Source organism: Acinetobacter sp. CIP 102136, from assembly GCF_000369685.1.
Taxonomy (GTDB): Bacteria; Pseudomonadota; Gammaproteobacteria; order Pseudomonadales; family Moraxellaceae; genus Acinetobacter; species Acinetobacter fasciculus.
The window spans coordinates 671,806-693,028 of the sequence record NZ_KB850142.1; the positions used below are offsets into that span (position 1 = coordinate 671,806).

Here is a 21,223-nt window from a genome sequence, read left to right on the forward strand (position 1 = left end):
AAGTCTAATCGTAAATTGTTACAGCTTGATTTAAAAATGACCAGAGTTATCCTCATATATTGTGGATAACTCTGTGGTTAATATTTATAAGTTAATGTTATTTATGGTAAATATGTCATTGGGTGATTTTTGTTCTTCTTGTTTTATTTCACAATCGCGAGTGCAAAACCATCATGTCCTTTGCTGCCAACCGTTTGTAAAGCAGTGCATGACAAGATACGTGGATGATTTTGAAGCGCTTTAAACATGTCACGAATGCCTTCAATACTTGGTTTATTATTGTCCGGATTAATGATTTCGCCAGCACGAATGACATTGTCCAGAAAAATAAGTGTACCTGAGTGCGACAGGTTTAAACTGAGCTCCAGATATTCAGGGTAACTCTGTTTATCTGCATCAATAAAGATGAAATCGAAAGCTTCCGTATCTGCAGGCAGGGCTTTAAGCACATCTGCTGCACGGCCGCATTTCAGTTCGACGGTCTGTTTAAGCTGCGCGCGATCAATATTTTCCTGACCCATTGCCGCATGGGTATCACGTCCTTCAATCGTCAGGATATAGCCATCATCAGGCAAGGCACGTGCCAGCCACATGGTGCTATATGCTGCAAATGTGCCGAGTTCCAGTACACGTTTACACTGGTTCATCTGGATTAGCATCTGCAACAACATGCCTTGATTTGGTGCTACAGCCAGATGATCAGGAAAACCGTGCGCTGCGGTATTCTCAAGAGTTTGATTCAGAATGGGGTCTTCAGGAATTAAATGTGAATCAATGTAGTGATCAATGTCTGTCCACATTTGTTGCATAGTCTTAGCACCTCGATTGCGATGCGTGCATTTTAAACTTTTCGCGGCAGAGCGCAATTTATTGTTCTATAGGTGCTGATTTTTTAGGCTCTAAAAAGTCCTGGATGAACTTTGTAGAGCGGTTGTCATGACTTAGTAATTACACATCGAAGAATTACGGCCTAAACTCGGTCCCCAAGTACGATAACCTTGGGTATCGATGTGGATTTGGCCAGAAGCATACATGCCGAGTCCCATATTTAGGCTTTGACCATGCTGGACCCAGAACTGACACAATTTGAACTTGGTATTTTCAATATAGCTATAATCTTGTGCCTGAGGATATTCAGGCCCAATCCGGAAATCGATCGCAGAGTTGTAAAGATGGCGTGAAGAATTGGCACCACCGGCACACTGGTTCAAAGGCAGGTCACGATAGACTGATGTGACTTCAAAATCAGTCAGTACATTGGCTGCAACCAGATATTTAAAGACTTTTAAAGTTGGGATCTGATTGGCCCATAATTCACGGCTTGGAATCATGTATTGGGAACGGCCACACTTGGCCCAATCACGTGCAGTACGCATCAATTCGAAACTCGGAATGATATTGCCAACCCCATGACGTTCCAGAAAAACCTCATATTCACGCACGCGTGACAAATTATCCAGTGCCGATACCCAGTGGGTATACACATAAGGCACAGTTTTTGGGTGGGCTTTACGATCGTATTGAACACGTTCTTGTGGAATGTAAATCCGTTTTCCAGCAGGTGTGGTGGCCTGTCCAGGTTGTTTTGTGGTCGTGGTACAGCCCACAAAAACAAGAGGAATTATACAAAGACTCAATAATCCCTTTAACAAGTTCTTCATTTATAGAAATCAGATATTTACAAAATAGCGCTATTTTAGACTAAATATAGGGAGAAATTTGGAGAATATTGCAATGAAATGTGTGCGTTGAGTATAAAAAAGATCAGCATTTGCTGATCTTTTAAAGTTTAAACTAATTACTTTTCAAGGTATTGTAATTTGTCTGCTTTGCCATTCCATTCTTCACGGTCTGCTGGCTGGTCACCAATTTGTGTGATATTTGGCCATTTTTGTGACAGGTCAGCATTCAGTTCAATAAAGACTTCCTGACCTTCTGGTAATTCGTCTTCAGAGAAAATTGCATTTGCCGGGCATTCAGGTTCGCATAACGCACAGTCGATACATTCGTCCGGGTTAATCACAAGGAAGTTAGGACCTTCATAGAAACAGTCTACAGGGCAAACTTCAACACAGTCTTGATATTTACATTTAATACAATTTTCAGTGACAACGAAGGTCATGGCGACAGCTACCTAAAAAATATGGTTCTAATTACGAATGCTGTATTTTAGGCAAAAACAGGGGGAACTAACAATTCCTTTTATTGATATTTGTTATATATAGGGCTGTTAAATTTGAAAAAAGGTCGCATACCGATGAATTACAGCATTCATCGGTATGTTCAGGACATCGACCCTATGCCAGATGAGGTCTAGGACCGAGAATTAACTTGGCTGTTTGATCAGGTCTTTGAGCGCATATAACTGCTGCAAGGCTTCACGCGGAGTTAAACTATCTACATCAATATCTTCGAGTAAGTCCAGTGCAGGCGATTCTTTTTCAATTTCGATGATACGTTCTATAGGCTCCATAACTTCAGGCATTGCAAACAGATCATGCTGCGGGCTCAGTGGCTTGGCCTGATGCTGTTTTTCCAGAATCTTTAAGCGGTTTTGCGCTTCTTTAATCACCGCAGCCGGAATGCCTGCCAATTTCGCGACTTGCAAGCCATGACTTTGACTGGCCGGGCCATGTTGCACCTTATGCAATAAAATCAGATTACCATTCAGCTCTTTGGCCGTGACATGGTAGTTATTAATGCCACTTTCCTTATCCAGTTCAGTCAGTTCGAAATAATGGGTAGCAAATAGACATAAACATTGAATGCGTTTGGTCAGATCCAGCACACAGGCCCAAGCCAAAGACAAGCCATCATAGGTACTGGTTCCACGGCCAACTTCATCCATGAGTACCAAAGACTGGCTGGTGGCATGATGCAGGATTTGCGAGGTTTCGGTCATTTCCACCATAAAGGTTGATTTGCCGGTCGATAAATCATCGGCAGAACCAATACGGGTAAAGACACGGTCAACCGGACCTAAAGTTGCAGCTTGCGCTGGAACATAGGCACCACAATAAGCCAGCAACACGATCAATGCAGTCTGGCGCATAAAGGTGGATTTACCACCCATGTTGGGGCCGGTAATGATGGCCATGCGATGGGAAAAATCCAGTCGCGTATCGTTCGGAGTAAAGGCCGATTTACTGAGGGCTTCTACCACTGGATGTCGTCCAGCAGTGATACTTACACCGATTTCAGGGCTAAATTTTGGACGCGACCAGTTGCGTAAACGCGCCTGATGGGCAAAATTAGCAATCAGATCAATCTGGGCAATGGCGCTGCTCATCATCTGTAAACTGCCGATATCCTGACGCAGTTCATCCAGCAGCATTTCAAACAGCATTTTTTCACGGGCCAAGGCACGCGATTCGCTAGATAAGACTTTGTCTTCAAATGCTTTCAGTTCAGGCGTGATGTAGCGTTCGGCATTTTTCAGGGTTTGCCTGCGGATATAATGCTCGGGTGCCTGTTCGGCTTGTGCTCGGGTTAACTCAATATAATAGCCACTAACACGGTTATAGCCGATTTTCAGTCCCGGAATGCCGCTTTGTTCACGCTCTTTGATTTCCAGATCAATCAGGAACTGGCTGGCATGATCACGAATCTGACGCAGTTCATCCAGTTCACTGTCAAAACCTTCTGCAATGACATTACCATCACGCAGCAGGACGGGTGGATTTTCTACAATGGCTGACATCAGGCGTTGATGCAAACCATGGAAGTCGCCGAGTTCTTCATTGAGCTGCACCAAGAGCGTGGACTGTTGCTGACTCACAATCGGTTGCAGGGCATGACGTAAAAATGGAATTTGCGCACAGGCCTGACGCAGTTGTACCAGATCACGTGGGCGGGCACTGCCAAGCGCAATACGGCTCAGCACGCGTTCAATATCGCTAATCTCTTTAAGCACCAGACGTACAGGTGCTTCGTGGAAACCTTGCAGCAAGGCTTGAATGGCATCCAGGCGCTCATCCAGCAGCGCGGTATCGCGTAAAGGTTGCATCAGGGTGCGACTGAGCAAGCGTCCACCCATAGCAGTCTGACAGTCATTGATCAGTTGAAATAAGGATGTCCCATGTTCAAATAAAGGCTCAATCAGTTCAAGATTACGGCGTGTCACCGGATCCAAAGCAATAAAATCTGAACTTTGTTCTAGCTGAATCGTGCGGATATGCGGTAACGCAGTTTTCTGGGTTTCTTTTGCATAGTGAATCAGTGCCGCAGCCGCTGCTTTAGCCAAAGGTAAATGATCAATGCCGAAACCTGAAAGCGTGCTGACAGCAAACTGGTCGCATAAGGTTTTTTGCGCATTGTTCAGGTTGAAGTCGACATCGGGACGTTTGGTGACCGAGATATCCAGTTGCTGTTTGAGTTGTTCGGTCAATGTCGGATCAGTGATACTTTCATCCAGCAGAATTTCGCTTGGCATCAAACGCGCCAGTTCAATCATGAGCTGGTTAAGATCATAATCCTGCTGCTGGACTTTAAATAGGCCGGCGCTGAGATCAAGAAGTGCAATGCCGATCTGATTCTGCTGAATACATAAAGCCACCAGATTCGAGCTCTGATGTGCACCGAGCATGGCATCATCGGTCAGTGTGCCCGGCGTAATAATTCGAACTACACCACGCTCAACCGGTCCTTTGCCAGTAACCTCGCCGATCTGCTCGCAGATCACCACGGTTTCGCCTTTTTTGACCAGACGTGCCAGATAGCCCTCGGCTGCATGATAAGGCACGCCCGCCATAGGAATTGGCTGACCATTGGCTTTACCACGATGGGTCAGGGTAATGCCTAAAATCTTGGCTGCCTTGTGTGCATCTTCAAAGAACAGTTCATAAAAATCACCCATACGATAAAACATCAAAGAATGCGGATGCTGCATTTTCACCGACATGTATTGCTGCATCATGGGCGTTAAGGTAGAAAGATCAGCCATAATTTCTGAACTGGTCATTAAAAATAAATCCTTTCAACAAGAGATAAATGCAAATACTGCTCAATAGGCTATGCAGGAAAATTTAAAGCACATTTTCAATCAGGCCAATCCAACATGGTTGAGCACAGGAGATCGAAAATGTGAAATGAATCTGCTGATTCAATTCAGCTTTAAAGCTGTATTGCAGCAAGTCTATCAAATTTAATTTTTAGAAAGAAATGAAATTCCAGATGAATCTTTAAGTGTACTAGCTCAAACCTGATCTGACAGTTACCCATTTTTTATTGTGCCTGTCAGGTTAAATTTGAGCTAAATTCTTCTCAGCCCAAATCCGTTTTCCATCAAGTAAAGTTTCAAGTGGTGTACGACCACAGCACATTTTTCCTTGATGAGTCCGTTCAGTATTATAGAATTTCAGCCAATCGTCTAGATCAACTTGTAATTCTTCCAATGAGCTATAAAGCTTCTTCCTAAACGTAATTTGATAGAACTCCTGCAAAATCGTCTTATGGAAACGCTCACATATACCATTTGTTTGCGGGGAAGCTGCTTTTGTCTTCGTGTGATCAATGTCATTGAGCGCTAGATACAACTCATAGTCATGTTGTTCTACCTTACCGCAATACTCAGTACCTCTGTCTGTGAGGATGCGAAGCATTGGTAAGTCCTGAGATTGATAGAATGGCAACACACGATCATTGAGTAAATCAGCCGCTGTAATCGGTGTTTTTGTTGTATAGAGCTTGCAATGAACGACCTTGCTATAAGTGTCGATGAATGTTTGTTGGTAGATTCGTCCAACACCTTTGAGATTCCCGACATAAAAGGTGTCTTGGGCGCCTAAATAGCCTGGATGAGCTGTTTCGATTTCACCACAAGCAACGTCATCCTCATGCTTACGTTCAAGTGCCGCAATCTGCTGATCATTTAATTCAATACCATCCTGTGCCACTTTAGCCTCAAGTGCTTTTAAACGCTTCTTAAAGTTTTCTAAATCATGACGAAGCCATATAGAGCGAACCCCACTCCCTGAAACGAATACACCCTTCTTGCGTAATTCATTACTAGTACGGTGCTGACCATATGCGGGATATTGAATTGCGAAATCAATAACAGCCTGTTCAGTAGCATCATCTACACGGTTTTTTAAATTTGGTACTCGACGGGATTTATTGATCAGTGCGTCAATATCACCAGACTTCACTAACTCTTGATAGCGGTAAAATGTATCTCTTGAAACACCCATCACTTTGCATGCTCTGGATACATTCTGAAGCTCTTCAGCTAAATTGAGCAGACCTACTTTGTGTTTAATGATTTGATTGTTAGTATGCAACATAAGAAAGTTACCTTTGTTTGATTAAGATTTCGACACCTTTATCAAAACGGGTAACTTTCTCTTTTTCAAGAAGAATGTACGATCAAGTCTGAACTAATACACTTTAAGTCAGCGCTCAGATCTGTCGCTATGGCTTCTTATTCAGCATTATTTGCAATTTTAAAAAATAAACCACCGGATGCGAACATGCGGTGGCAAGTCTCAATCAAGACGATAGTTTATTCCGGATCATAAAGACCAAGATCGGTCAGATGTAATCTGAGAATCCGGCGTAATTCCAGTACGGCTTCAGGCGTTTCCTGAATCGAGTGGCCACCCTTAATGACTTTGCTAGATACAGCACCATTTAGGTAAGCACTCTCATATGAAACGATATCATCGCTCATGAGCTTGGTGTCTTGCGTATCTACGGTATTGCCGATAATCGAGTGAAATTTGATATCTTTAGAAGGCTGAATATCCTGGGTCAACGCCGTGAATTTTGAATTTTCACTCAGATCGCTTGGGCCATTTTGAATCAGGTCATGCCCCAGTTCTTTGACAAACTCGTTTAACCCGATCTGGCCTTGCAGGGTATCGGCAAAGGCACCCAAAAATGCACCCGGTATACGGATAATTTTACGGGCCAGTTTGGTATGCCAGCGGTCGGCATATTCTGTCCCACGATGTGGTGTCGCTAAGAAAATGGCCCGAGTGAAATTTGGAATAGGCCGCATTTGCAGGCGTGCTTTAAAGAGCGGGTTATCCTTAAATTGTGCAATGCGGGTATTTTGTACCAGCTTGAATGCATCTTGGGTAATATCGGCCTGACTGACCATTAAACGGGCAATCACACCTCCCATGCTATGTCCGACCAGTACCGCATCTTTTTTGGCTGGTGCATTGTTCGCGACCTGGGCAAAGCCTTGCTGAACCAGTGCATTAATTTGAAAACGGCTTTCCAGAATCGGCATATTAGTAGAATAAAATACCTGCCAGACCTGGAAATTTTCTCTTAATACCGGATCACCCATAATGTCGTTGGTCAGACGAATCCAGGCTTCAGGACTACTGGCCAGGCCATGAATCAATACCAGCACTTTCTTGTCCGGATTATAAGGTTCCAGCATGTACAGGTGCGGCATGCTCAGACTGTCTTCGCGATTAATCAGCGTCAGATAGGCTAAACGCCCCAGATTGTTCTCGGCCAGCCATAAACCGTAAGGTGCGGAAAAGTTGGCGGCTAGCGCATATTCTTTCGAAGCTACTTTGATCTTTTCATGTTTATAAGGGTCATACAGTTTCAGGTGAAACTCCGAAGTAGATAAAATCTGTTCAGTCGAATTCGCGGATTTTGGTACAGCAGTAATGGTGGTCGCCAGATAGCGTGCTGAATGAATGTTAGGATTTTTACCATTTGGATAGTTGTGCTTGAGCGGATCGACAATATATTTTTTATCCTGCTCGGTTTGCTGTGCTTCAGGTAAAACCACTAAAAATTCTGAACCAAAACCATCACGGCGGGTGATGGAACGTAGGCCGGAAAAGTTCATGTTATAGGTAGACATCAGCTGTTCAATGGTCTGGTTTTTCAGCTGCGGAAAATTTTCCAGATCAATGGTGTATACACTGTCACCGACCTGAATGCGCTGGCCGGACTGTTTGGCTTCATAACGTTCAGCATAGCGTTGAATCAGATGAGCAATTGCCAGGTTATAAAAGTCACGAATCTGGACCTGGCGGTTATCAAAAATACGCTCTTGCGGCGCACGCTCGGTTTTAAATAGATAGGCATAGCTATAACGAATGCTTTTATCCAGCATAGTGAGCTGCTGATCCAGACATTTCTGGATGTTCTGCTTGTGTTGTTGCTGTTTTTCCGGTGATCGGGTTTTGTTTAAAATTCCGGTGTTACATTCAGCAGACTTGGCATTTTGTAAGGAGTTGGCTAGATATAATTCACTTGCTGTAGAAAGCAATTGTTCATCTAAAATCTGGGGAATACTTTTCAGATCTTCCACACATTCTTCGGGCTGATCAATACAGATCTGAGCTTCAAGACCTGTCATGGACAACACATTCAGACTGGCTTCGCTAAGCTTGTCGCGGGTCAAGATACTGTCACGCTCATTGTTCAGCGTGACATTAATCGCCTGTTCCTTAACACTGACCACCTGACAGCCGCTGAGTATGCTGGTGATGAGTAAAGTGCACAGCATTAATCTTTTATTTATTTTTTCGTGCATAAAACTTTTCACTGAATTCAAGTTATAAAGCGGGATAATGTTTTGTATTTTACTAATTTTTTCCCATAAAAATAGACCGCCGTAGCAGTCTATTTGTAATCAAATTGAAGCGAATCTTGATTATGGGGTCACCGGTGCTGTTGCTGGGTCTGTAGCCGGAGCGGGTGTTGATGTTTGCAAAATTTGCCAAACATTCCAGCGACCATTTTTCTCAATTTCCTGAATCAGACGGTCTGCTACTTCAGCTTCTTGCGGATATTTCACCTTATAGTTCGCCAAGGTTTGAGTGGCATTTTTTTTCTGTTCCAATGCAATATAGTTATTGGCTGCAGAAAGATAAGCCTCCTGAACGCCAGCTTTCATGGCTTTGTCCAGATAAGCGATGGCTTCTCGTTGACCACCGCCTTCAGACAGACCAAAACCAAACCAGAAGTTGACTTCAGGATCATCCGGGTTAATTTTGAGAATACGCTGGGCATAGGTCAGGGAATTGGTGGTATAAACTGAACCCAGATCCAGGTTACGTGCCATCACGCTGGCTTTAAAAGCACGCATCAACACATCAAAAGAGGCATTTGGACGGGCCGCTAAAGTATCCAGTTGTCGGGTGACTTCACGCAATTTGGCTTCAAAACCACGGCGTTCCTGACGATCGCTGAAACGTGGTGGATAATGACGTGCCTTACCTTCGACCATTTGCAGGAAATCGTCAATTTCGGTGATATCGATTTCATTTGAATTGGCAAGTGCTGCATAACGCATTGCACGGGTATTGCTATCTACCACTGGAATAATCAGTTTATTCACATCCAGGGTCAATTGCTTGGATGGATCATTAGGATCCGTCACCACCATCTTGGTTACAGGCTGGGCCGCAGCTTTTTTCAAATGCACTTCAAATTCAGGCGGTTCATTATAATTGAATGGATTTAAAGCATAAAATGGTGGGGACAGTTCAGGCTCTACAAAAACCACTTGTTCTACAGGTTTCTCAGCAGATTTCTGAGGAGTGATCGAACACGCAGTAATTGTGAATGCTAAGCAAGCAAGTGCCAAGGGCTTAAAGGTCATAATAGTCATCCATTCTGTTATTTTTAAAACATCTATTCAAAAATTGCATGATCGTCAGTCTATGAAAACTATAACCATCATGCAAGTAAACCCGTGTTACAGAGTGAAGTGTGATATTCAGGCCTTGGATTGGCTGGTTTGCGCTTCACATTCACGGCGCGCTTCTTCCAGAATCTCTAACTCTTTTTTACTCAAAGGCTGGCCATCCTGTTGCTGCTTGTTAAAGGTCGGATCTAACAAAGAAAGACGATTGCACAAGTTGTTCATGCGTTTTTCATTTTGCTGAATGCGATCCAGCAGAATCCGCATGCCTTCCAAAATCGGATCGGACTGGTCTTCAGTTGCGGCATAGGGCTGGAAACCGATACTTTCTGCATAGTCACGACGACGCGCTTCAGCATCATCTTTGGGTTTGTCTTTGGTGATAAAACGTGCCGGGTTGCCCACAGCTGTGGCGTTCTCAGGAACCGCTTTGGTGACGACCGCATTAGAACCGACTTTGGCATTTTTACCCACGGTAAATGGCCCTAGAATCTTGGCACCAGCACCGACTACTACGCCATCTTCTAGCGTTGGATGACGTTTACCTTTATTCCAGGTCGTTCCACCCAAAGTCACGCCGTGATAAAGCGTCACGTCATCGCCAATTTCAGCAGTTTCGCCAATTACGACACCCATACCGTGATCGATAAAGAAACGGCGGCCAATTTTTGCACCCGGATGGATTTCAATGCCTGTGGCAAAGCGGCTAAACGAAGACAACGCACGCGCAGTTCCTTTACAGTCTTTGTTCCATAGCTCATGTGCCATGCGATGCATGATCAGCGCATGAATGCCAGGGTAAGTGGTTAAGACTTCTAAGGTATTGCGTGCTGCAGGATCGCGCGCAAAGACAGCTTGTATATCTTCTTTGAGCTGTTTTAGCATTAGATTTGATCCTCGTCCTGTGATGATGTGTGTGAAGATTTTTTCCAGGTACCGTTGTTCAATGCCTGAACACGGCTGAAAATACCACGAAGTAAGTGATATTCCATACGATCTAATTGTATACGTCCAAAGAGGCGACGCAAGCGTAAAGGCAATAATCTTGGATTTTTTGGATCCATAAATTCAATTTCTGCCAACATTTTTTCCAAGTGTGGATAGAACTGTTCCATCTGCGCATGATTGACTAAAGGTTCATCCCATTCCATTTCAATGCCATCAATGACTTGCATGGTCGCTTTAGCATCACGTGGCTGTTCAATTTGACTCATCGTTGCCATGCGCATCTCATAGCAGATCACCTGAATCGCCTGAGCTACATTCAGTACGCCATAATCAGTATTCACAGGAATAGTCAGGTGATAGTTGGCCATCGCCAGTTCTTCATTGGTCAGACCACGGTCTTCACGGCCAAATAGAATCGCGACTTCCTGCTGATCTTGTACCACGGCGGTCATGGCTTTTTCAGCGGCAGGGCGCACATCTAACAGCGGCCAGGGAATGGTACGGCTACGTGCGCTGGTACCGAATACAATCTGACAGTCTTTAATGGCATCTTCAAGGGTTTCTACAATCTCGATCTGCTCGATCAGGTCAGTTGCACCCGCGGCCAGCGCGTCAATATCCGGATGTGGATAGGTTTTAGGTGCCACCAGAACCAGCTTGGACAAGCCCATGGTTTTCATGGCACGTAAGGCACTGCCGATATTGGCAGGTAAAGTGGTATTGACCATGACAATACGCACATGGGAGAGATGTGCTGAAACAGCAGCATTGTCAATTTGACTCATGAGGATTCCAATTTTAAGGTGTTTTAAAGATCAGGATTTATGAATATTGCGGCTGGGATTCAGCCTGATACAGCTCCAGTGCATCATCCATGCTCATGTCCGCAGGCGGCGGAGGAATATCCACCGGCTTGGCCTGTTCATAGGACACGGCTTTGGCAGCTTTGGACTTGACCTGATACTCAATATGCAAGGCTTCTTTACCAAAATAATCACGCAATTTGGCTAGGAGCTCATCCAGTGGGGCGACTTTCCAGTTGAGACCCAGATGCAGTTCAGTCGTGGCATACGGGTAATCCAGATATAGAATCACCGGAATATGTGCGGACATATCAACATTGCAATAAGGAGTCAGAATCTGCTGCAAGTCACGGCTCAAGCTCTTGCTGAAATGCTCGGCTGTGAGAGTGATCTTGATGCTATTGGCACGTTTCTGGCGAATTTCATTCAGGCTGAATGCTTTGGTGAGGCGTCCCATCGGACGGTCAAAGCCTTCACGCTCATAGATTTCGCCTTCAATCACCACCACTTTATCGAGCTGGATAATCTCTTTAAAGCGGTTGAAGCGTTCGTGATTGGCTGAAATTTCAATCCGTGCCGTACCATCATCCAGTGTCATCATCATCCGGTTCGGGAAATTGGCAATATCCACCACCAGTCCTGCAAACACGGTGGTCACGCCACGGCGGGTCGGCGTCAGCTCATTGATCTGACAAGGCACAAAGGCTTTCAGCTCATTGCGATACACATCAATCGGGTGGCCAGTCAGATACAAGCCAAGCGTGTCTTTTTCACCTTTCAGGCGAACTTCATCCGCCCATGGCTTGACCGGTTTAGATGGCTTGCGCTGAACTTCTTCAACTTCGCCAAACAGGTCCATGATGCCGGTTTCACGATTGGAACGTGCCTGTTCCGCAGCTTGAACCGCTTCAGGCAGTTGCGCCATCAGGTCGGCGCGGTCAATGCCTAAGCAATCCAGTGCGCCTGAACGAATCAGTGCTTCCAGAGTACGCTTATTGATTTTTTTCAGATCAATACGGTGACAGAAATCAAACAAGTCACGGAATGGACCTTCTTGCGCACGCGAGTCAATCACCGACTGCATCGCCGCTTCACCGACGCCTTTGATCGCACCTAGACCATAGACAATGGTTTGCTCATCGATAGCATGGAATTGATACAGCGACATATTCACTGACGGTGGTAAAACTTCCAGATTATTCTTGCGACAGTCATCAATCAGGAATACCACGTTATCGGTGTTCTGCATCTCCGAGGTCAATACCGCAGACAGGAATTCCGCCGGATAATGTGCTTTCAGCCATGCGGTCTGGTAGGCAACCAAAGCATAGGCAGCAGCATGCGATTTGTTAAAACCATAGCCGGCGAACTTTTCCATATAGTCGAAGATATGGTTGGCCGTGGCTTCATCAATGTCTTTTTTCGATGCACCTTCAATAAAGATCTGGCGCTGTTTGACCATTTCTTCCGGTTTTTTCTTACCCATGGCACGACGTAACAAGTCCGCGCCACCAAGGGTATAGCCGGCACAGTACTGTGCAGCCTGCATTACCTGTTCCTGATACACCATAATCCCGTAGGTGGGTTCTAGCACGCCTTCAAGCAATGGATGCAGATATTCAAAATCGCCACCATGCATCCGGTGGATAAAGTCAGGAATCAGATCCATCGGGCCTGGACGGTACAGCGATACGAAGGCAATAATTTCTTCAAACTTGCTCGGGCGTGCCTCTTTCAGCATCTTCTTCATGCCCACGGATTCAAACTGGAATACCGCGGTGGTGTTGGCATTGGCAAAGACCAGATATGCGTCTTTATCTTCAAGCGGGATATAAGCAATATCTAAAGGTTTATCCGCTTTGATGCGTTTATTGATATTTTTAACCGCATCTTCAATCACCGTCAGGTTACGCAAACCCAAGAAGTCAAACTTCACCAGACCTGCAGATTCGACATCGTCTTTATCGAACTGTGCCACGCGTCCGGTACCATCGGCATCACACATGACCGCAGAGAAATCGGTAATTTTGGTTGGCGAGATCACCACACCACCGGCGTGTTTACCGGTGTTTCGGGTAATACCTTCCAGTTTCAGTGCCATTTCCCAGATTTCGGCTGCATCGTCATGGTCTGGATTGGATGGATTGGTGACGATATCTTTAAGCTGGGGTTCAGCTTCTAGTGACTCAAGCAGGCTTAGACCTAAAGGCTTGGTCGGAATCATTTTCGAGATACGATCCGCCAAGCCATAAGATTTACCCAAAACGCGGGCAACATCACGAATCGCACCTTTGGCCGCCATAGTGCCGAATGTTGCAATCTGGGAGACCGCATCACGGCCATAGGTACGTGCTACATAGTCAATCACGCGGTCACGGCCTGCGATACAGAAATCGACGTCGAAGTCGGGCATCGAAACACGTTCCGGGTTCAGGAAACGTTCGAACAGCAGTTCATAACGCAGCGGGTCAAGATCGGTAATTTTTAAGCTATAGGCGACCAGTGAACCTGCACCCGAACCACGGCCCGGACCGACCGGAACGCCGTTACTTTTCGACCACTGAATGAAGTCCATCACGATCAGGAAGTAGCCCGGGAATCCCATCGAGTTAATGATGTTAATCTCGTATTCGATACGCTCATCATAAGGCTTGCGGATTTCTGGCCAGTCTTCATCACGTTGTTCAGGCGGATACAGGAAATTCAGGCGTTCTTCCAGACCTTCTTTGGACAAGTGTGCAAAGAAGGTATCAATGGTATGACCTTCAGGAATCGGATAATCAGGCAGGAAGTATTTGCCCAGTTGCAGCGTCACATTACAGCGTTTGGCAATGTGATAGGTGTTCTCAATCGCAGATGGAATATCCGAGAACAGCGCTGTCATTTCTTCAGCAGATTTGAAATATTGTTCAGGTGAATAGGTTTTAGGGCGGCGGTTGTCACCAAGCACATAACCATCTGCAATACATACCCGTGCTTCATGCGCTTCATAATCGTCACGGGTCATGAAGTGCACATCATTATGTGCAACCACACCGATATTGTATTTTTTTGCCAGCTTCACGGCTTCCAGAATGAAGTTGTCTTCATCCGGACGATTGGTACGGGTCAGGGCAAGATAAACACGATTACCAAATTTTTCGACCCATTCTTCTAGCAGCGGTTCCGCTTTTTGCGGATTTGAACTCATCAGCATTTTGCCGACATCGGAATGCATGCCGAGCAGGGCAATCATGTCCTCAGGCTGATTTAAAATCCATTGTTTTTGAACGCAGGGAATATCCAATTGCTGGCCACTGATAAAGCCTTCAGATACCAGTTCAGTCAGGTTGCGCCAGCCGGTATTGGTCATGGCCAATAAGGTCATGCGATGTTCGGCATCATTCAGGCGAATTTCAGAACCCAGAATCGGCTTGATGCCTTTGCTCAGACATTTGCCATAGAACTTGACGGCAGCATGCAGGTTAGAAAGATCCGTGAGCGCAAGGGCAGGCATCTGTTCTTCTTCGGCAGCTTTGACCAAGTCAGGTATCCGTACGATGGATTCAGTAATCGAAAATTCTGTATGAATACCAAGATGAACAAAGTGCATAGATGAGTCCCTGCTAAAACCATTGAATAGTTTAACATGGGATTTATTGTTTCAGTTTGAAATTGAGGGGAAATGGCTAACTTTTAGGTCAAGTTTGAATTTGATTTTTTAAGCTGATTATTTAGTTAGTTGTTAGAAGATATTTTCTTTTACTTTTGACGGGACAAAAGTAACAAAACCTCTTTGTTGATCTGATGGCACTTCCATGTGCCACAGACCAACGGGCGACTTCCTGTCGCGGTGGCACGTATCAAATAGTTGCAGGACTTTACTTTGAAATAATGAGAACGGGTTCGTAAGTATTAAAAACAATAAAACCCTCTTTTTAGAGGGCTTTATTCATACATAAAAACTAGCTTAACGAAGTCGGGATAACCAGTCACCGAGGCTTTGTACAATCTGTACTAGAATCAGTAATACAATCACCGTCATGATGACTACAGAGGTATCAAAACGCTGATAACCATAAGAAATCGCTAAGTCACCAATACCACCCGCACCGACAGCACCGGCCATTGCCGTTGCACCAATCAAACTGATGGTAGCAGTAGTCAAGTTTAGAATCAGTGAGCTACGCGCTTCCGGCAGAATAAACTTAAAGATAATTTGCATTGGCGTCGCGCCCATCGCTTGGGCAGATTCGATAATACCTTCATTCACTTCGAGTAAAGAGGTTTCAATCAGGCGACCAATGTATGGGCCGACATAAATGGTCAATGGAACAATCGCTGCCCAGGTCCCAATCGATGTGCCGACAATTAACTTGGTCAGTGGAATCACCGCAATCAGCAAGATAATAAATGGCAATGAACGTAGCGCATTCACAATCGGATTGAGACCGTGATAAATCACACGATTCGGCAGAATCCCATTCGGACGGGTCACCAGTAGAGTAATCGCCTGAATGAAGCCCCAGATACAGCCAAACAGCATCGCGAAGAACACCATATGAAAGGTTTCTTGCAATGCTGTCACAAACTGATCTATCGACAGGGAGCTTTTCCAGAACGGCGCAGTGATCGTTGTCAGCCACTGTACAATTAAATCTCTCATGCCTGTACTCCCGCCTGATCGACTTGTACGCCGTGTTGTTCAAGGAATTTTATTGCTGCTTGAATTTCTTGTACATCACCCAGTAGCTGAATAAACATCTGGCCAATCACCGTGCCATTAATTTCGGTCATATTGGCAAACAGAATATTTAAACTGATATCAAACTGTTTAATCACCGCTTGAATCACGGTTTCCTGTGCCGAGCTACCAAGGAATTTCAGGCAATAAATACTGTTGTGATTCTGGTTTTCCAGATTATTCAGAATATTGACTGGTAAATGCTGCTGTAATACGGTCTGAATAAAATTCTTGGTCGTCGGGTGCTGTGGCTGACTAAATATTTGTAAGGTGCTGCCTGTTTCAATCACATCACCTTTTTCCATCACGGCGACATAATCACACACGGTTTCAATCACATCCATTTCATGGGTGACCATAACAATGGTGATGCCTTGTTCTTCATTAATTTTTTTAAGTAGTTGTAGAACAGATTTCGTCGTTTGCGGATCAAGTGCAGAAGTCGCTTCATCACAGAGTAAAATTTTTGGATGATTGGCAAGGGCACGAGCAATACCGACACGCTGCTTTTGACCGCCAGACAATTCATCTGGAAATGCATGACGTTTATGTTTCAGGTCAATAAAGTCTAATAATTCTTCGAGGCGTTTTTCTCGTTTTGCCTTGCTCCAGCCCAGGAGTTTCATTGGCATTTCGATATTGGCTGCCACGGTTTTGGTTTGCATTAAATTGAAATGCTGGAAAATCATCCCGATGCTGGCACGTTCTTGACGCAATGCTTTGGCATCAAGTGCGGTAAAGTCTGTTCCGTTAATGATAATCCGGCCTGAGCTTGGGCGCTCAAGCAGATTGATCAGACGGATGAGGGTGCTTTTACCGGCACCACTATAACCGATGATGCCAAAAATACTGCCGGTTGGAATCTGAAGATTAATCTGATTCAAGGCATGCAAGGTTTGACCCTTAAGCTCATACTGTTTTGAAATATCTTTAAATTCAATCATAGTGTCAAAAACTGCATCACGGATAAAAAAACAGGCAAGAAATCGTCCTTGCCTGTTCTAAAAGTCTATTATAGTACTATTTTGATTCAGTTAAATACGTCACCGGTTTGTTTACCGCAACTTTCGTACCACCAAAATGTTCATTAACATATGCTTTTACTGCTGGCGTATGATACAACGCACCTACTTTTTGCAGAACTGGATCATTTTGACGATCTGCTGCAACCGCTAATACGTTGACGTTCATTTTTGTGCTTTGATCAATCGGCTCATAGTAAATCGCATCTTTTAATACGTTTAAACCACCTTCCATTGCCAAGGTATTGCCCAGCACAATCGCATCAACTTCGTCTTTTACGCGTACTGCAGTCGCCATTTGAATTGGCTTAATCACGATTTGTTTTGCATTTTCGGTCACATCAGAAGTTGTGCCTTTGACATTGTCAAAACCAGCTTTTAATTTAACCAGACCTGCTGATTGTAAAAGTAATAATGCACGCGATTCGTTTGCGCCGTCATTCGGAATGGCAATGGTCGCACCAGTTTTAAACTCGTTTAAAGATTTGACTTTGCTTGAGTAAATACCCATCGGCTCTAAATAAGTGGTAGATAGAGGTGCAATTTTGGCTGTGTTAGCATCGTTGTAAGCAACCATATAGGCATAAGACTGGAATGCATTTACATCAATTTCTTTGTTGGCTACTGCCGTGTTCATTGACACGTAGTCAGTGAAATTTTTCACATCAAGTTTGATGCCGGCTGCTTTGGTTTCAGGCAATGTCGCGATATAACGCCATACGTCTGCATCTGAACCGGTCGAAGCCATAGTTACAGTCTGAAGACCATTTGCATCTTTGCTTTGCGCTGCATCAGTGGCAGGCGCTTCCTGTTTACCACACCCAGTTAAAGTCAATACAGAGGCACTCAAGATAACGCCAAGTAACTTTTTCATGAAATTGTCCTAATTCTATTCTTGCCTAGAGTATAAGCATTTTTAAATCGTGTTAAATAAGAGTTTTATTACGATCTAAGTAGGTAGCTTGATCATGGTTGAAGAGAGCTTGAGATCGGAAGATGCAAGCGTGCAGCAACAGTTCTGATGAACTTGATCAAGTCAGAGGCAGCCCAAATCTGATGTACCTGATCTATTTTGGAGAGAGAAAATAGATATTTTATAAGTACATGGTAAGGTTTGGGTGTTCTGAAGTTGCGAATATCATAACAATAAATCTATATTCGATATACTGGATAGAAAAGCCTTGCTTATCTCTTTAGTCGAATATAAAAAAGATCTTTTAAAGAAAATATTAATTAAAACAATATACGCCAATCTCAACTTAAAATAAGATTTTCGAATTGAATTGGTGAATGACCAAGCTTTTTATTTAGCACCACACAAATTGTATGCGACAGAATTTTACGAGTTATGCGGTGGGTTAAATGCCATAGATCTTTTGCCCTCACTTTCTGAATGTGAAAGCGATCTGTTAATTGACCAATCACTGTTTCAATCTTTCTTCTGGCTTTCATCAGTATTTGCAGTGTCTCTTTAGGTCTGAAATCTATCATGTTTTTTCTAAAGGGTGTTTGTAAATCAATACCCTGATATTCATAATATCGTTTCAATTCTGGTCTTAAATAGCCCTTATCTGCTCCCAGTAAACCGTAAATATCATTCGTAATTTCAGGTGCAACATCTCGCTCATCACAATGAGCAGGTGCAAAGGTATAACCCGAAATCATGCCTGAAAGATTAATGACGATATGAGCTTTGAAACCATAATATTTTTCTTGTTTTGCAGCACAATAACTAAAACCTGCGTATTCTTTAAAGTTTTTATGCTTTCTAGCTCTGGTATAACTACAGACAGGGAGTGGGAAGCCATCAATAAAGTGAATGTTATCTGAACCATAACGCTGAATGAGCTGTGCCATAATGGATTGACTGACATGCCACAGGTTTGCACAATGTTTACAGAAATTGGGATAAGATCCTAATTTTGGAAACCATTCTAACCAATTGTTTTTGAAATACATCCAAATATTTTTGTCTGTATCTAAACCAAGAAATTCACCTACTATTTGCATAGTGATGATTTCTGCATCAGTAACAGCAGGCGGAAAACCACGAGTTCTCAGGGGCTGAGTAACAACAATGGGATAAAGTTCTTCTATGATTACATAGACAAAAATGATAAATTCTTCAATGGACATAACTTTGCTTTAATTTCTTGGTGGAAACTAAAATAGGGTTATGTCCTTTTTATTTCAATCACTTAAAAAGTTGAGATTGGGGTACATTATTTATATTGAAAATATGGCTTTAATAGATATGTCTAAATACTGATCTTTATAAGATTTTGTAAGATAGAAATATAAAAAATGCATATAGATAAATTAAAGAAAATATCTGATTTTTGGCAAATTAAGAAAATTCTATCATTAACGAGATAAATCTTTCCTTTATATTAACTAAGCTTAGTATCTGATCTTGGTCTTCTCAGGTCATGATACTACAAGCTTGTTTTAACAGAAGGGAATATACAGATAATCTGAACGCTGTTTTTCATAGAGTACGTGTCTACACAAGATATGATCGGCAGGTACAAGTGGATGATCAAACTCTCCCACTTTTTCTAAGCCAATATTTTGCATGACACGTTCTGATGGTGTGTTAATGCAGGCAGTAAAAGAAATGACTTTCTCTAGGCGCAGGGTTCTAAAGGCATATTTCAGTACAGCTTTGGCTCCTTCAGTTGCATAGCCTTGGTTCCAGTATTGCGGTAACAAGCGCCAGCCAATTTCAGGGGCATCGGCAATTTCAAATTCAGATGGATGCACGTGTAAGCCAATAAAACCGATGAATTCGCCTGTAGCTTTGAGTTCTACGGCAAAGAGTCCCCATCCACGTGTTTCTATGGCAGTACGAATACGTTCAAGAAATGCAGTTGCTTCAGTCGCATCGATTTTTTTAGGGAAGTAGCGCATGACCTCGTCATCTGCACACATTTGGATAAATGGCGCAGTGTCGGAGTCTTGCCATTGGCGTAGGATCAGGCGAGGGGTAGAGATTTTGATCATCGTTTTAGATTCTATATTATCTAGGTGATTGATTTAAATTTGTTTGAAGATATCATCAATTTAATTCAAACCATAATAAGTGAAAAAATGAAGGGAAAGATCATAAAAGACTTAATAATAGGTTATCTAGTTATTATTCTTATCATGTTAATTAGGCCTCTTTCATAAATCAAAAAACAAACAGTCTCTTGCTGATTATTTGTACCGAAGAATTTTAAATATTCATGCATAATCTGCGGATGAAATACATCGATTCAAAGAAGCTTTCTGAAACACAGTTTAAGCGATACACAGGCATCTCATGGTCAACCTTTGATTTAATGGTGGAACAACTGAAAATGCATGTTCCTGCTAAAGGTAGACCCACCAAATTAAGCATAGAAGATCAAATCCTTCTGTGCTTAAGTTATTGGCGTGAATATCGAACATTGTTCCATGTTGCAACTAGTTATGGTGTGTCAGAGCCGACTGCTTCAAGAATTGTCCGTCATGTAGAGGACTGCCTGATCAAGTCTAATCTATTTAATTTACCGAAGCATTTACCTAAGGGCGAAGGCATCGACTGGAACGTGGTGATTGTTGATGCCACAGAAATTCCAATACAAAGACCTAAAAAAACAGAAGAAAAGCTATAGTGGCAAAAAGAAGGCACATACTTTCAAAGTACAGGCCATCATTCATTATAGAACTCAACAAATTCTGAGTTTATGCACGAGTCGTGGTGCTGTACATGATTTCGCACTCTTCAAACGAAACTTGCATCAGATTCCGGCAGGTGCCTTTATCCTTGCAGATAAAGGCTATCAAGGGATTTACTCAGTGTATCCAAATAGCCTATTGCCATTAAAAGCAAAAAAGCGCTGTAAATTGAATCCTGAACTAAAAATCTATAATCAAGAAATCAACAAAAGAAGAATTGGGATTGAGCATGTATTTGGCAGTTTAAAAACCTTCAAAATCCTTGCTGAGCGATATCGTAATCGAGGAAAAAGACTGGGTTTAAGATTCAATTTAATTGCTGGAATCTACAATATGGAACTGAGTAAAAAATGACTTATGAAATAAGTCTATTATAACCTATTTTTTAATTTATCCATTAGCAGTC

17 protein-coding genes are annotated in these 21,223 nt (G+C 43.3%); 2 read left to right on the top strand and 15 right to left on the bottom strand.

The features are described from left to right. Positions 1-143: 143 nt before the first annotated feature. The 15 genes from F893_RS08695 to F893_RS08765 form a co-directional block, all read right to left on the bottom strand. Positions 144-809, bottom strand: a complete 666-nt coding sequence (locus F893_RS08695) for an O-methyltransferase (protein ID WP_004279940.1) — start codon at positions 807-809, stop codon at positions 144-146. A 132-nt stretch (positions 810-941) separates the two neighbouring features. Further along, on the bottom strand, positions 942-1,661 hold the full coding sequence (locus tag F893_RS08700; protein ID WP_004279938.1) for a D-Ala-D-Ala carboxypeptidase family metallohydrolase: 720 nt from the start codon (positions 1,659-1,661) through the stop codon (positions 942-944). 137 nt (positions 1,662-1,798) lie between these two features. Then, a complete protein-coding gene (fdxA, locus tag F893_RS08705) occupies positions 1,799-2,122 on the bottom strand; it encodes a ferredoxin FdxA (protein WP_004279936.1) in 324 nt (107 codons plus the stop codon). Between the two features lie 204 nt (positions 2,123-2,326). Then, positions 2,327-4,960, bottom strand: coding sequence for a DNA mismatch repair protein MutS (mutS, locus tag F893_RS08710; RefSeq protein ID WP_005251491.1), 2,634 nt, complete (start codon positions 4,958-4,960; stop codon positions 2,327-2,329). A gap of 280 nt (positions 4,961-5,240) precedes the next feature. Continuing rightward, positions 5,241-6,281: an IS481 family transposase gene (locus tag F893_RS08715; protein ID WP_005251492.1), complete on the bottom strand. Its 1,041-nt coding sequence runs from the start codon at positions 6,279-6,281 to the stop codon at positions 5,241-5,243. A 218-nt stretch (positions 6,282-6,499) separates the two neighbouring features. Continuing rightward, on the bottom strand, positions 6,500-8,506 hold the full coding sequence (locus tag F893_RS08720; RefSeq protein WP_034436086.1) for an esterase/lipase family protein: 2,007 nt from the start codon (positions 8,504-8,506) through the stop codon (positions 6,500-6,502). 120 nt (positions 8,507-8,626) lie between these two features. Then, on the bottom strand, positions 8,627-9,577 hold the full coding sequence (locus tag F893_RS08725) for an ABUW_2363 family tetratricopeptide repeat lipoprotein (protein ID WP_004279930.1): 951 nt from the start codon (positions 9,575-9,577) through the stop codon (positions 8,627-8,629). A 117-nt stretch (positions 9,578-9,694) separates the two neighbouring features. Further along, on the bottom strand, positions 9,695-10,528 hold the full coding sequence (gene cysE, locus F893_RS08730; protein ID WP_228127940.1) for a serine O-acetyltransferase: 834 nt from the start codon (positions 10,526-10,528) through the stop codon (positions 9,695-9,697). Then, the gene (locus F893_RS08735) at positions 10,504-11,352 is read right to left on the bottom strand and encodes an RNA methyltransferase (protein WP_004279927.1); all 849 of its coding nucleotides are present in this window, start codon (positions 11,350-11,352) and stop codon (positions 10,504-10,506) included. The genes cysE and F893_RS08735 overlap by 25 nt, the downstream gene beginning before the upstream one ends. 37 nt (positions 11,353-11,389) lie before the next feature. Beyond that, positions 11,390-14,962 carry a DNA polymerase III subunit alpha gene (dnaE, locus tag F893_RS08740; protein WP_005251494.1) on the bottom strand — a complete coding sequence of 1,191 codons (3,573 nt, stop codon included), beginning with the start codon at positions 14,960-14,962 and terminating at the stop codon, positions 11,390-11,392. 357 nt (positions 14,963-15,319) lie between these two features. Next, the gene (locus F893_RS08745; RefSeq protein ID WP_004279923.1) at positions 15,320-16,015 is read right to left on the bottom strand and encodes a methionine ABC transporter permease; all 696 of its coding nucleotides are present in this window, start codon (positions 16,013-16,015) and stop codon (positions 15,320-15,322) included. Next, a complete protein-coding gene (locus F893_RS08750; RefSeq protein ID WP_004279921.1) occupies positions 16,012-17,037 on the bottom strand; it encodes a methionine ABC transporter ATP-binding protein in 1,026 nt (341 codons plus the stop codon). The genes F893_RS08745 and F893_RS08750 overlap by 4 nt, the downstream gene beginning before the upstream one ends. Positions 17,038-17,113: 76 nt before the next feature. After that, a complete protein-coding gene (locus tag F893_RS08755; protein ID WP_004279920.1) occupies positions 17,114-17,989 on the bottom strand; it encodes a MetQ/NlpA family ABC transporter substrate-binding protein in 876 nt (291 codons plus the stop codon). A gap of 380 nt (positions 17,990-18,369) precedes the next feature. Next, positions 18,370-19,251, bottom strand: coding sequence for an IS982-like element ISAba9 family transposase (locus F893_RS08760; RefSeq protein ID WP_004282326.1), 882 nt, complete (start codon positions 19,249-19,251; stop codon positions 18,370-18,372). A 312-nt stretch (positions 19,252-19,563) separates the two neighbouring features. Then, positions 19,564-20,118 (bottom strand): GNAT family N-acetyltransferase, encoded by a 555-nt coding sequence (locus tag F893_RS08765; protein WP_004279919.1) that lies wholly within the window; start codon positions 20,116-20,118, stop codon positions 19,564-19,566. 224 nt (positions 20,119-20,342) lie between these two features. Here F893_RS08765 and F893_RS08770 point away from each other — a divergent pair, with 224 nt between their 5' ends. Together F893_RS08770 and F893_RS08775 are read left to right on the top strand one after the other, a co-directional pair. Continuing rightward, complete coding sequence (locus F893_RS08770; RefSeq protein WP_101627154.1) at positions 20,343-20,753, top strand: transposase family protein; 411 nt, start codon at positions 20,343-20,345, stop codon at positions 20,751-20,753. Then, on the top strand, positions 20,701-21,171 hold the full coding sequence (locus tag F893_RS08775) for an IS5/IS1182 family transposase (RefSeq protein WP_004646477.1): 471 nt from the start codon (positions 20,701-20,703) through the stop codon (positions 21,169-21,171). The genes F893_RS08770 and F893_RS08775 overlap by 53 nt, the downstream gene beginning before the upstream one ends. Positions 21,172-21,223: the final 52 nt, after the last annotated feature.